The sequence below is a fragment of the Amycolatopsis sp. NPDC003731 genome (assembly GCF_053586895.1).
This window is the reverse complement of sequence record NZ_JBSFNC010000027.1, coordinates 25939-37847: the sequence shown is the minus strand read 5'-3', so window position 1 is coordinate 37847 and position 11909 is coordinate 25939. Positions and strand designations below refer to the sequence as shown.

Here is an 11909-nt window from a genome sequence, read left to right as displayed (position 1 = left end):
AGGAGAAACGATGCGAGGAACCACCTGGACGCGGCTGGCGCTGGCGGGCGGGGCGAGCGCGGTCTGCCTGCTGGTGGCGGCGCCGCTGGCTTCGGCCGAGACACCGACGCCGGTGGCACCGATCACGCTCAGCCCCGAGGAGTCGCAGCAGGTCTGTTCGGACTGGGTGCCGAAGCTGCAGAAGCGGGCCGACAACCTGAAGAAGCGGATCAACGGCGGCGCCGAGGTCAAGGGCTCGGTCGCCAACCTCAAGGCGCGCGCGGCCGACCAGCGGGCCGCCGGGCACACCGCCCGCGCCGACCAGCTGGACCAGCGCGCCACCAAGCGGCAGGGCCGCGTCGGCGAGCTGGACGCGGCCAAGCAGAAGCTCGACGCGTTCGCGTCCGCGCACTGCAAGCCGGCCAAGTGAGGGGCGCGAGGGTCGCGGCGGCGGTCGGGGCCGCCGCGCTCATCGCGCTCGGCTGCTCGGCGTGCCGCGACAACCTGATGGGCTCCCCGGACTCCGGGAGCGCGCCGGCGTCGTCGGAGCTGAGCGGGATCGAGTCGACGCTGAACGGCATCGAATCCGACATGAACAGCGATGGCTCGCCCTGACCGGCTAGCGTCTCCCCTCTGAACACGGCGGAGACGGGAGCAGGCATGGGGTCACCGGGACGCGGCCTCGTCCTCGTGGTCGAGGACGAGGCCGCGATCGCCGAGCTGGCGGCGCTCTACCTCAAGCGCGACGGCTTCGGCGTGCACGTCGAGGCCGACGGCGGCCGCGCGCTGGACGCCGTGCGGCGGCTCAAGCCGGTGGCGATCGTGCTCGACATCGGACTGTCCGGAATGGACGGTATCGAGATCTGCAAGGCGTTGCGCGCGGCCGGGGACTGGACGCCGGTGCTGTTCGTCACCGCCCGCGACGACGAGCTCGACCGGCTGCTGGGCCTGGAGATCGGCGCGGACGACTACCTCACCAAGCCGTTCAGCCCACGCGAGCTGGCCGCCCGGGTCCGGACGGTGCTGCGGCGGGCCTCCGGGGCGACGCCGGTCGCCTCGGTGCTGACCGTCGGCGGGGCGCGGGTGGACCTCACCAGCCGCCGCGCCTGGGCGGGCGACGCCGAGGTGTTCCTGACGTCCACGGAGTTCGACCTGCTGACGCACCTGCTCCGGCACCCGGGGCAGGTGCTTTCGCGCGACCAGCTGCTGAGCGCCGTCTGGGGGTACGCCGCGGCGGCGGGGACGCGCACGGTGGACGTCCACGTGGCGCAGCTGCGGGCGAAACTCGGTGCGTCGAGTCCGATCCGGACGGTCCGGGGCATCGGGTACGCGGCGGATCCGGCATGAAGTTCCGGGGGTCCCTGGCCGGGCGGATCACGCTGGTGTGCCTGGCCGTCGCCGGGGTCGCGGTGATCGTGGCGGGGCTGGTCGCGTCCCGGCTGATCCGGACCACGGCGGACAACGTGCTGCAGTCGACGCTGGCCGCGCAGGCCGACGTCGTCGCGTCGCAACTGGACGAAACGGGCATCGGCAATCGGCTGGGGGTCGGCAAGGTGGCCGACGTCGTGCGCGGGCAGGGCATTTCGGTGGTGGTCCGCCGGGCGGGCGGGCAGGCGCTCGGGGACGCCGTCGCCGTCCAGGCCGCCGTCAAAGCCGGTCTGGGTGCGGACAAGTCGCAGCGCGTCACCGTGGCCGGGTCGCAGTACCTGGTCGAGACGCGGGTGGTCGGGTCGCGCGGGGCGGCGTTCGCGCTGGTCCTGCCCACGCGCAACGCCCAGGCGACGCAACGGGCGCTGGTGCGCAACATCCTGCTGGCGCTGGGCATCGGCCTGGCGGTGGCGGCCGTGGCGGGGTTCGTCTCCGGATGGCTGCTGGGCCGCCCGCTGCGCCGGGCCGCGCTGGCGGCGGGCTCGCTGCGGGCGGGCCGGCGGGACGTGCGTGTGCCGGTGCAGGGGCCGCGCGAGGTGGCGGAGGTGGCCGGGTCGCTCAATTCGCTGGCCGACGCGCTGGCGGTGAGCGAGGCGCGGCAGCGGGAGTTCCTGCTGTCGGTGTCGCACGAGCTGCGGACGCCGCTGACGGCGGTGACGGGCTTCGCCGAGGCGATCGCGGACGGCGTCGCGTCGGGCCCCGACGCGGTGCGCGCGGGCGAGACGATCCAGCGGGAGGCCGCGCGGCTTTCGCGGCTGGTCGAGGACCTGCTGGAGCTGGCCCGGCTGGGCGCGGACGAGTTCCGGCTGGACATGGCTTCGCTGGACCTGGCGTCGTTGGTTCGTGATTGCGCGGAGGTGTGGCAGCTGCGGTGCCTGGCCCAGGACGTCCGGCTGTCCGTCTCGGTGCCGCCGTCGCCGGTGCCGGTGCTCGCGGACGCCCGCCGGCTCCGCCAGGTCGTCGACGGGCTGGCCGAGAACGCCCTGCGCGTCACCCCCGCCGGCGCCCCGATGGTGTTCTGGCTCGCCTGCGACGGGGTCTCGGCGTCGCTGTCGGTCCGCGACGGCGGCCCGGGCCTGGCCCCGGAGGACTACCCGGTGGCGTTCGAGCGAGGCGTCCTGAACGCCCGCTACCGCGACCGCCGCCCGGTCGGCTCCGGCATCGGCCTGGCCCTGGTCCACGCCCTGGTCACCCGCATGGGCGGAACCATGACCGCCGGCCCCGCCCCCGAGGGCGGCGCCGCCTTCACCCTCACCCTCCCCCTCGCCTCCTGACCGTGTTGACCCTCCAATCACGCGAGATGGCTCCCCAATCACGCGAGATGCGCGCCGGATCACACGAGTCGTCCATCCAGGTACGCGAGTCGTCCGCCTGGGTACGCGAGTTCGCCGGTCCGGTACGGGGACTCGCGTGATTGAGGGCGGAACTCGCGTGATTGGAGGGTCATCATGCGTGATTGGAGGGTCGACACGGGTGGGCCGTAGGGTCGGGGCATGGAGATGCTGCACCTGCGCTACTTCGTCGCGGTCGCCGAGGAACTGAACTTCTCCGCGGCCGCGCGGAAGCTGCACATGGCCGCGTCGCCGCTCAGCCAGCGGATCAAGGATCTCGAGCACGAACTCGGGCAGCAGCTGTTCGACCGCAGCACGCACCACGTCACCCTCACCGACGCCGGGGCCGCCCTTCTTCCGCTCGCGCGGGACGTCCTCGAGCAGGTCAGCGCCATTCCGTGGAAACTCGCCGAAGCCACCAAGCCGCAGCGCAGCACGCTCTTCCTCGGCATGCCCGCCGGCGTGCACCCCGATCTGCGGGAACGCGTCAACGCGCTCGCCGAGCGCGTACGGGAGAAATACGAGCTCAAGCGGTGGCCCGGTACGACCGCCGACCTCGTCCAGGGCGTGCACGACGGCAAGCTGGCCCTCACCCTCGCCCGCCTGCCGGTCACCGATCCCGCGCTGGAACAGCTGCCCGTGATGACCGAACGGCTCGGCGCCGTCGTCCCGGCCGACCTGTTCGCCGGCCGGGAGTCCGTCAGCCTGGCCGAGCTCACCGAATTCCCGTACGTCGCCTCACCGGGCGAAATCGTCCCCGCCTATTTCGACCAGCTCGATCATCAATTGAACGAACTCGGCGTCAAGAAACGCATCCGGCTGACCAACACCGGTTACGGCGGGACGTCGGAAATCATCTCCAGCGGCGAAGCCTTTTCCATTTCCATGCTCGACGCCAAGTCCCCGATGCACGGCTACCGGCTCGACAACGTCACCGTGCTGCCCTTCACGGATTTCCGCCCCCAACTGGACACCGGCCTGCTCTGGCGGCGCGACCGCACCGACGGCGACCTGCGGGACCTCGTCGACGCCGCAAAAGAGATCTTCGCCGAACCGCTCAGCAGCTGAAACAATGGTATGACCACCAGAGTCATACCATTGTTCGCATCATGATCATTCCCTTTCCCGCCGGACGCGCCTACGTTCGTAAGTAGAGCGAAGCAGCAAGGCGCGAAAGGACGGAAACACATGACGACCGGACCGCTGGACGGCGTGCGCGTGATCGACCTCTCGACCGTGGTGATGGGCCCGTACGCGGCCCAGATCCTCGGCGACCTGGGCGCCGACGTGATCAAGATCGAGTCCCCCGCGGACACCGTGCGGGTGGGCGAGTACCGCACCACGCCCGGCATGACCGCGCTGAACCTCAACGTCAACCGCAACAAGCGCAGCGTGGCCCTCAACCTCAAGGACGAGACCGAGCGCGCGCAGGCCCTCGAGCTGATCGACACCGCCGACGTGCTGATCACCAACATGCGCCCCGGCGCGCTGAGCCGCCTCGGCCTGAACTACGCCGACGTCGCCGAGCGCAACCCCCGCCTGGTCTACGCCCACGCGCAGGGCTTCCGCAGCGACTCCCCCCAAGCCGGCAACGCCGCCTACGACGAGACCGTGCAGGCCTCCTCCGGCCTGGTCGACGTGGCCAACCGGGCCCTGGGCGAGCCGGTCTACCTGCCGACGATCATCGGCGACAAGGTGTCGTCGCTGACCATCGCCTACAGCGTGCTCGCCGCGCTGGTCCACCGCGACAAGACCGGCCAGGGCCAGCAGATCGAGATCCCGATGACCGACACGCTCATCGCGTTCAACCTGGTCGAGCACCTCGCCGGGCACACCTTCGAACCGGCCGAAAGCCCCACCGGCTTCGCGCTGTCGATGACGAAGGGCCACGCCGCGGTCCGCACCAAGGACGGCCTCGCCTGCGTCATCCCCTACAACCCGAAGAACTTCCGCGACTTCTTCGCCGCGGCCGAGCGCCCCGACCTCGCCGAGGACCCGCGCGTGAACGGCGACGCCATCAACCGCGCCGACAACGAGTGGCTGACCGAGCAGATCGCCGCGTGCGCCCCGGCGCTGACCACCGAGGAGTGGGCCGAAGTCTGCGCGAAGCACAGCATCCCGATGGCGCCGGTGCTGGAGCTGGACCGGGCCCACGAGGACCCGTACGTCCGCGACGGCCACCTGCTGGACACCGTCGAGCACCCGAGCGAGGGCACCATCCGCACGGTCGGCATCCCGGTGAAGTTCTCCGCGACGCCCGGCTCGATCCGCCGCCTGGCCCCGCTGGCCGGCCAGGACACCGCCGAAGTCCTCGCGGAACTCTGAAAGAAGCAAGAGTCATGAGTGAAGTACGCACCGAACGGATCGGCAGCACCCTGCTGATCACGATCGACCGGCCCCAGGCCCGCAACGCGGTCAACGCCGCCGTCGCGACTCGGCTGGCCGCCGCCCTCGACGACCTCGAGAGCGACCCCACGCTCCGGGCCGGCGTCCTCACCGGCGCCGACGGCACCTTCAGCGCGGGCATGGACCTCAAGGCCGCGCTCAAGGGCGAGTCCCCGGAGATCCCCGGCCGCGGGTTCGGCGGCCTGACCGAAGCCGAGCTCACCAAGCCGCTGATCGCCGCCGTCGAAGGGTTCGCCATGGGCGGTGGGTTCGAACTCGCCCTGGGCTGCGACCTCATCGTCGCCGCCGAAGACGCCGAGTTCGGCCTGCCCGAGGTCAAGCGCGGCCTGATCGCCGCGGGCGGCGGCGTGGTCCGGCTGCCCCAGCGGATCCCGCACCACCTGGCGATGGAGTTCCTGCTCACCGGTGAGCCCGTCACCGGCCGCCGCGCCGGCGAACTCGGGCTGGTCAACCGCGTGACCGCGCCCGGTGACGCCGCCGCCGTCGCCGTCGGCCTGGCCGAGAAGCTGGCGGAGAACGCGCCTCTCGCGCTCGCAGCCGTCAAGAAGATCGTGCGCGCCACGGACCCCAAAGCCGCGGAACGCGCAGAGATCAAGAACCTGATGCAGTCCAAGGACGTCCGCGAGGGCATGACCGCCTTCGCCGAACGCCGCGCTCCGAAGTGGACAGGCGAATGAAGATCGAAGAAGTCCGCCGGCACGTGACGACCCCGCTGACCGCCCCGGCGTTCGCGCCCGTCGTCCCGCGGTTCACGAACCGCGAGTACCTCAACATCGTCTACCGCACCGACGCCGACGTCCTGCGCGCGGTCGTCCCGGAGCCACTGCGGGTCGAGGAACCGCTGGTGCGCTTCGAGGTCATGAAGATGGGCGACGTCTCCGGCTACGGCCCGTACACCGAGTCCGGCCAGGCGATCGAGGTCAGCTTCGACGGCGAGCGCGGCGAGTACCAGCACGCGATGTACCTCGACAACTTCCCGGCCACCGCGTCCGGCCGCGAGGTCAGCGCGTACCCGAAGACTGCCGGGTCGCCGAACCTCTATGTCGACAACGGCGTCCTCGTCGGCACCTTGGACTACGGGACGCTGCGGGTGGCCACCGCGACCATGGGCTACAAGCACCACGAACTGGACGCCCGCGAGGCCGAACGCCAGATCACCGTCCCGACGTTCATGCTCAAGACCATCCCCGGCTACGACGGCGCCCCGCGCGTCCAGGAGCTGGTCCGCACCGAGATCACCGACGTCGTGGTCAAGGAGGCCTACACCGCTCCCGCCCGGCTCCAGCTGTTCCAGCACGTCCTGGCCCCGCTGGCCGACCTGCCGGTGCTGGAGGTCGTCTCCGCGAGCCACGTTCTCACCGACCTGACGCTCGCCCCGGTCAAGCCGGTTTTCGACTACTTGAAGGGAGCCCAGGCATGAAGAACGCCGCAGTCATCGGCGCCGGCACCATCGGCCTGTCCTGGACGGCGCTGTTCGCCCACCACGGCCTGACCGTCCGGGTCACCGACCCCCGTCCCGACCTCGCCGAGGCCGTCGAAACCGCGCTGGCCCGGTTCGCCCCGCACCTCGGCACGACCGCCGACGAGCTGGCGAGCCGCGTGCGGATCGCCGCCGACGTCACCGAAGCCGTGCGGGACGCGGATGTCGTGCAGGAGAACGGCCCGGAGAACGTCGAGTTCAAGAAGGACCTCTTCAGGCAGCTCGTCGAAGAGGCGCCGAAGCACGCGCTGCTGCTCAGCTCGTCGAGCGCCATCCCCTCGACGGCGTTCACCGGCGGAATCGACGGCAGCCGGGTCCTCATCGGACACCCGTTCAACCCGCCGCACCTGATCCCCCTGGTCGAGGTCGTCCCCGGCGAGCGCACCAGCGCCGAGGCCGTGCAGCAGGCCGTCGACTTCTACACCTTCCTCGGCCGCACCCCGGTCGTGGAGCGCAAGGAGATCCCCGGGTTCGTCGGCAACCGGCTGCAGAACGCGCTCAGCCGCGAGGCGATCTACCTCGTCGAGCAGGGCGTCGTCACGCCCGAGGACCTCGACAAGGTGATGACGAATTCGCTCGGCATCCGCTGGGCCACGGTCGGGCCGTTCCTCGGCTCGCACCTCGGCGGTGGCCCCGGTGGCTACCGGCACATGGCCGAGCACATCGGCAAGTCCATGAAGCAGATGTGGGCCGGCCTGGGCAACCCCAGCCAGAGCCCCGAAGAGCAGGAACGGCTCATCGAAGCGGTCGAAAAGGCTTACGGCTCCTCCACGTACTCGGAACTCGCCGAGACGCGCGACCGCAAGCAGCTCGCCGTCCTGACCGCAGTGGAGGAGAACTGACATGAGCATGGCACGACTCGAAGACCAGCTGACCGCCGACTTCTACAACTACGAGACGCTGCTGAGCGACGAAGAGCTCAAGCTGCTGGTCCAGGCCCGCGACTTCATGCGCACCGACGTCAAGCCGCTGGTGAACGAGAACTGGGAGGCCGGCACCTTCCCGAAGGAGCTCATCGGGATGTTCCGCGAGAGCGGTCTCGCGGGCCTGCCCTACGAAGGCTACGGCGAGCACAAGCCGGCGGTCAGCCACCTGCTCACCGGCATGATGGCGATGGAGATGAGCCGCACGGACGCTTCGGTCGCCACGTTCTTCGGTGTCCACAACGGACTTGCGATGTACTCGATCCATTCCGGCGGCAGCCAGGAGCAGCGCGACCGGTGGCTGCCCGAACTGGCCGCGATGGACAAGATCGGCGCGTTCGCGATGACCGAGCCGCTCGGTGGTTCGGACGTCGCCGGCGGCATGCGCACCACCGCCAAGCGAGACGGTGACACCTGGGTCCTCAACGGCGCCAAGAAGTGGATCGGCAACGCGACCTTCGCCGACTACGTCGTGGTGTGGGCGCGGGACCTCGACGACAACAACGTCAAGGGTTTCGTCGTCGAGAAGGGCACGCCGGGGTTCGTGGCGGAGAAGATCCAGGGCAAGACCGCCTTCCGGATCGTCGAAAACGCCGAAATCACCCTGACCGACGTGCGGGTGCCGGAGGAGAACCGCCTGCAGGGCATCAACTCCTTCCGCGACGTCGCCGAGATCCTGCGCGCCACCCGCGGCGGCGTGGCCTGGCAGGCGCTGGGCGTGATGGTCGGCGCCTACGAGCTCGCGCTGGACTACGCCAAGGAGCGCAAGCAGTTCGGCCAGCCGATCGCCCGCTTCCAACTGGTGCAGGACCTGCTCGTGAAGAGCCTCGGCAACATCACCGCCTCCTGGGGCATGCTGGTGCAGCTGGCCCGTCTGCAGGACGCGGGGATCTTCCAGGACGAGCACTCGTCGCTGGCGAAGGCGTTCGTCACCGCGCGGATGCGCGAGGTCGTCGCCTGGAGCCGGGAGATCTTCGGCGGCAACGGGATCGTGCTCGAGTACGACGTCGCGCGGTTCTTCGCCGACGCCGAGGCGATCTACTCCTTCGAGGGCACGCGCGAGATGAACACCCTGATCGTCGGCAAGGCGATCACCGGGCAGAGCGCCTTCGTGTGAGGTCTCAGTTCACGCAGCCGGCGGCCGTATTGGTCGCCGGCTGCTTCGTGTCCGACGAAGGAGGAGCCGGCGCCTTGGTCCCGGTGGCGGCCACCGGCTTCACGCCGCCGGTCGTGTCGTCACCCGAGGCCTGCACCGCCGCGGTGCTGATCGCCGTCCGGACGAACTGCTGGACCTGCGCGGGGTCGACCTTGACCGCGTCACCGTCGTAGGGCGTCGCCAGCGACAGGCTCTGCACCGGGATGGTGGCGAACGCGATCGCGCCCGAGGTCATCCCCCGCAGCTGCTGCGCGAAGCTCAGGATGTCCCAGCCCCGGTCCAGCACCACCGAGCCCTGCACCGCGCTGACCAGCGAGCTCAGCTTCGACGGTTCGGTGAACGTGCCGGCGCTGAGCACCTTCTTCGCCATCCCGGACAGGAACGCCTGCTGCCGCGCGATGCGGTCGAGGTCGCCGTTGAGGAGCCCGTGACGCTGCCGGACGAAGGCGAGTGCCTGCGCCCCGGACAGGGTCTGCGTCCCGGCCGGGAAGTCCGCGCCGGAGTAGCTGTCGTGCACCGGTGCCTTGAGGCAGACGTCGACGCCGCCGACGGCCTGCGACAGCGCGTCGAAGCCCGCGAGGTTGATCGCCGCGTAGTGGTTGATGGTCAGCCCGGTGAACTTCTCGACCGTCTGGATCGCCGTCTTCGCGCCCGCTTCGTTCGCCGCCACCTCCAGCTGCGCGCCGGAGAGCCCCTGGGCGCGCAAACCGGACATCGAAGCGTTCTTGCCGCGGCTGTAGGCCGAGTTGATCTTGTGCTTGCCGTAGCCGCCCGCGATGTCCACATAGGAGTCACGCGGGATCGAGATGGCGGTGGCCGCGGCGCCGCCCGCCGGGATGTGGACGACGATCATCGTGTCGGTGGTGTCGCCGCCGTCGTCGCCGCCACCGGCGTGGAGCGCGTCGAGCACGTTCTGCGGCAACGGGTTGCCGTACGCGTCGGTGCGGGCGTCGATTCCGACGAGCAGGATGTTCTGGGCGACCGGCAACGGCTCGCCGGGCGGGGTGTCCTCGGTGTCGAGCTGCGCGGCCGGCGGGATGACGTCGGCGGTGACGATGCCGGAGTCCAGGGAACTCAGCTGCGTCCACAGGTAGCCGGTGGCGCCGAGCACGACCGTCGAGACGACGCCGAGCGCGACCCGGCCGCCGATGCGGCGCCCCCGCGACGACAACAGCACGGCTTTCCCCTTGCTTCCCTCTGGCGACTTCCCCTCCTTCGAGGATCACCGCGTTAGCTGGGAATCAGCTGAGAAAGTTGTCGGAAAGCTGTGACGCTGCCCGATCGGCCGAGCGGATTCGGGCCTCTCGGCCGGTTTTGCGACGCACGGTGAGGAAGTGTGCACGAACATGCGCTGTGGCACCGGCCACAATGGTCCCCGCTATCGCGTCACCGCGGCAACTTGCGCCAGATCGCGCGCGGCAGAAGGCGCATCAGGAAGAAGACCGGACGGAGCATTCCGGGCACCCAGACGACCCCGCGGCCCCGCCGCAACGCCGCGACGGTCGCTTCGGCCACCTGGTCCGGCGTGCTGGAGAACGGCGCCGGCGTCATGCCTTCGGTCATCCGGCCGATCACGAAACCGGGGCGCACGAGGAGCAAGTGGACGCCCGAGCCGTGCAGGGCGTCGGCGAGTCCGCTCGCGAAGCCGTCGAGACCGGCCTTGGCCGAGCCGTAGACGTAGTTCGCGCGGCGCACCCGCACCCCGGCGACCGACGAGAACACGACGAGCCGGCCGTGCCCCTGCGCGCGCAGCAGGTTCGCGGCGTGGGTCAGCACGCCGACCTGGGCGACGTAGTCGGTGTGCACGATCGCGGCGGCGTGCGTGGCGTCCTGTTCGGCGCGCGCCTGGTCGCCGAGGATGCCGAAGGCGAGCACGACGGTCTCGAGCGGCCCGTGCGCGGCCGCCACCTTGTCGAGGAACGGGCCCTGCGCGGCGAGGTCGTCGGCGTCGAACTCGGCCGTTTCCACCGTCTCGGCGCCGGCCTCGCGCAGCGCGGCGACCTCCGCGGTCAGGTCCGCACCCGGCCGCGCGGCCAGCACGAACCGCCGGGTGTCCCCGCTGACCAGGCGTTTCGCCACGGCCAGTCCGATCTCGCTGCGGCCGCCCAGCACCAATACCGTTCCGCTCATGGCAGCAGTCTCGCAGCCGGGGTGCGCTAGCGTTCTCGGGTGGGTCAGGACTTCGAGACGCTCGTCGAACGGCACCGCCGGGAAATCCAGGTGCACTGCTACCGGATGCTCGGCTCCCTGGCCGATGCCGAAGACCTCACGCAGGAGACGTTCCTGCGCGCCTGGAAGGCCCGCGACGGGTTCGAGGGCCGGGCGAGCGTGCGCACCTGGCTCTACCGGATCGCGACGAACGCCTGCCTCGACGTCCTCGCCCGCCGTCCGCGGCGGGTGCTGCCCGACCAGCTCGGCCCGGCCGGGGAGCCGGACGGCCCGATCGCGGCCGCCGACCTGCCGTGGCTCGAGCCGTACCCGGACCGGCTGCTCGACGGCGCGGGCCCGGACGACGCCGTCGTCGACCGGGAGACCATCGAGCTGGCCTACCTGGCCGCCGTCCAGTACCTGCCGCCGCGGCAGCGGGCGGCGCTGATCCTGCGGGACGTGCTGGGCTGGTCGGCGAAGGAGACGGCGGCGTCGCTGGAAACGAGCGTGGCGTCGGCGAACAGCGCGCTCCAGCGGGCCCGGGCGACACTGCGTGAACGACTGCCCCCGCGGCGTACAGAGTGGACGGTCGGCGACCCGACCGCCGAGGAAGCGGCGCTGCTGAAGCGGTTCATCGCCGCGTACGAAGCCGGCGACGTGTCGGCGGTGGCCCGGCTGCTGCACGAAGACGCCCAAGCGATCATGCCGCCGTACACGTTGTGGTTCGGCAACCGCGCCTCGATCGTCCGGGCGCTCTCGTTCTCGCTGGACCCGGCGTCGCCGGACTGCGTGGGGCGGTTCCGGATGCGGCCGGTGCGGGCCAACCGCCAGCCCGCGGTGGCGACCTACCTGAAACGCCCGGGAGAGCACGATCACCGGTGGTTCGGGGTCACCCTGTTCACCGTGGAGGCCGGGTCGATCACGGCGATGGCCGCGTTCGAGTCGGCCACGGCGGCGGCGTGGGGCCTGCCGGAGACGTGGCGCGACGACCCCGGACCGGCCGGAAAGATGCAAAGCGGCGCATAGATATCGCGCGTAAAAAGCCCGGGTGGGTGATT

At 70.8% G+C, this 11909-nt stretch carries 13 protein-coding genes; 11 read left to right on the top strand and 2 right to left on the bottom strand.

Features of this window, described 5'->3' with window-relative positions; translation table 11 throughout:
* Window positions 1-10 precede the first annotated feature (10 nt).
* From ACWDN5_RS14265 to ACWDN5_RS14220, 10 genes are all read left to right on the top strand, one after another.
* Window positions 11-409, top strand: coding sequence for a hypothetical protein (locus ACWDN5_RS14265; RefSeq protein ID WP_310972549.1), 399 nt, complete (start codon window positions 11-13; stop codon window positions 407-409).
* The gene (locus ACWDN5_RS14260) at window positions 406-594 is read left to right on the top strand and encodes a hypothetical protein (RefSeq protein ID WP_310972548.1); all 189 of its coding nucleotides are present in this window, start codon (window positions 406-408) and stop codon (window positions 592-594) included. Before ACWDN5_RS14265 ends, ACWDN5_RS14260 begins: the two co-directional genes overlap by 4 nt.
* Window positions 595-639: 45 nt before the next feature.
* Complete coding sequence (locus ACWDN5_RS14255) at window positions 640-1326, top strand: response regulator (protein ID WP_449676595.1); 687 nt, start codon at window positions 640-642, stop codon at window positions 1324-1326.
* Window positions 1323-2681, top strand: coding sequence for an ATP-binding protein (locus ACWDN5_RS14250; protein WP_449676594.1), 1359 nt, complete (start codon window positions 1323-1325; stop codon window positions 2679-2681). The genes ACWDN5_RS14255 and ACWDN5_RS14250 overlap by 4 nt, the downstream gene beginning before the upstream one ends.
* A gap of 219 nt (window positions 2682-2900) precedes the next feature.
* A complete protein-coding gene (locus ACWDN5_RS14245) occupies window positions 2901-3806 on the top strand; it encodes a LysR family transcriptional regulator (protein WP_310972545.1) in 906 nt (301 codons plus the stop codon).
* Between the two features lie 120 nt (window positions 3807-3926).
* Window positions 3927-5063: a CaiB/BaiF CoA transferase family protein gene (locus ACWDN5_RS14240; RefSeq protein WP_310972544.1), complete on the top strand. Its 1137-nt coding sequence runs from the start codon at window positions 3927-3929 to the stop codon at window positions 5061-5063.
* Between the two features lie 14 nt (window positions 5064-5077).
* A complete protein-coding gene (locus ACWDN5_RS14235; RefSeq protein WP_449676593.1) occupies window positions 5078-5821 on the top strand; it encodes a crotonase/enoyl-CoA hydratase family protein in 744 nt (247 codons plus the stop codon).
* Window positions 5818-6564: an acetoacetate decarboxylase gene (locus ACWDN5_RS14230; protein ID WP_449676592.1), complete on the top strand. Its 747-nt coding sequence runs from the start codon at window positions 5818-5820 to the stop codon at window positions 6562-6564. Before ACWDN5_RS14235 ends, ACWDN5_RS14230 begins: the two co-directional genes overlap by 4 nt.
* Window positions 6561-7466 carry a 3-hydroxyacyl-CoA dehydrogenase NAD-binding domain-containing protein gene (locus tag ACWDN5_RS14225; RefSeq protein ID WP_449676591.1) on the top strand — a complete coding sequence of 302 codons (906 nt, stop codon included), beginning with the start codon at window positions 6561-6563 and terminating at the stop codon, window positions 7464-7466. Before ACWDN5_RS14230 ends, ACWDN5_RS14225 begins: the two co-directional genes overlap by 4 nt.
* Before the next feature lies 1 nt (window position 7467).
* Window positions 7468-8664: an acyl-CoA dehydrogenase family protein gene (locus ACWDN5_RS14220; RefSeq protein ID WP_449676590.1), complete on the top strand. Its 1197-nt coding sequence runs from the start codon at window positions 7468-7470 to the stop codon at window positions 8662-8664.
* 4 nt (window positions 8665-8668) lie between these two features.
* Here the strand turns inward: ACWDN5_RS14220 and ACWDN5_RS14215 are convergent, their stop codons facing one another.
* The gene (locus tag ACWDN5_RS14215; RefSeq protein ID WP_449676589.1) at window positions 8669-9880 is read right to left on the bottom strand and encodes an LCP family protein; all 1212 of its coding nucleotides are present in this window, start codon (window positions 9878-9880) and stop codon (window positions 8669-8671) included.
* 209 nt (window positions 9881-10089) lie between these two features.
* On the bottom strand, window positions 10090-10833 hold the full coding sequence (locus ACWDN5_RS14210) for an SDR family NAD(P)-dependent oxidoreductase (RefSeq protein ID WP_449676588.1): 744 nt from the start codon (window positions 10831-10833) through the stop codon (window positions 10090-10092).
* 39 nt (window positions 10834-10872) lie between these two features.
* Between ACWDN5_RS14210 and ACWDN5_RS14205 the strand changes: the two genes are divergently transcribed.
* Window positions 10873-11877 carry an RNA polymerase subunit sigma-70 gene (locus ACWDN5_RS14205; protein WP_449676587.1) on the top strand — a complete coding sequence of 335 codons (1005 nt, stop codon included), beginning with the start codon at window positions 10873-10875 and terminating at the stop codon, window positions 11875-11877.
* The last annotated feature ends 32 nt before the right edge of the window (window positions 11878-11909 follow it).

What these genes read in the sequence shown, in the direction of transcription:
- ACWDN5_RS14265 (WP_310972549.1), top strand. Translation starts at nt 11, where the DNA reads ATGCGAGGAACCACCTGGACGCGGCTGGCGCTGGCGGGCGGGGCGAGC.
- ACWDN5_RS14255 (WP_449676595.1), top strand. Translation starts at nt 640, where the DNA reads ATGGGGTCACCGGGACGCGGCCTCGTCCTCGTGGTCGAGGACGAGGCC.
- ACWDN5_RS14250 (WP_449676594.1), top strand. Translation starts at nt 1,323, where the DNA reads ATGAAGTTCCGGGGGTCCCTGGCCGGGCGGATCACGCTGGTGTGCCTG.
- ACWDN5_RS14245 (WP_310972545.1), top strand. Translation starts at nt 2,901, where the DNA reads ATGGAGATGCTGCACCTGCGCTACTTCGTCGCGGTCGCCGAGGAACTG.
- ACWDN5_RS14240 (WP_310972544.1), top strand. Translation starts at nt 3,927, where the DNA reads ATGACGACCGGACCGCTGGACGGCGTGCGCGTGATCGACCTCTCGACC.
- ACWDN5_RS14235 (WP_449676593.1), top strand. Translation starts at nt 5,078, where the DNA reads ATGAGTGAAGTACGCACCGAACGGATCGGCAGCACCCTGCTGATCACG.
- ACWDN5_RS14230 (WP_449676592.1), top strand. Translation starts at nt 5,818, where the DNA reads ATGAAGATCGAAGAAGTCCGCCGGCACGTGACGACCCCGCTGACCGCC.
- ACWDN5_RS14225 (WP_449676591.1), top strand. Translation starts at nt 6,561, where the DNA reads ATGAAGAACGCCGCAGTCATCGGCGCCGGCACCATCGGCCTGTCCTGG.
- ACWDN5_RS14220 (WP_449676590.1), top strand. Translation starts at nt 7,468, where the DNA reads ATGAGCATGGCACGACTCGAAGACCAGCTGACCGCCGACTTCTACAAC.
- ACWDN5_RS14210 (WP_449676588.1), bottom strand. Translation starts at nt 10,833, where the DNA reads ATGAGCGGAACGGTATTGGTGCTGGGCGGCCGCAGCGAGATCGGACTG.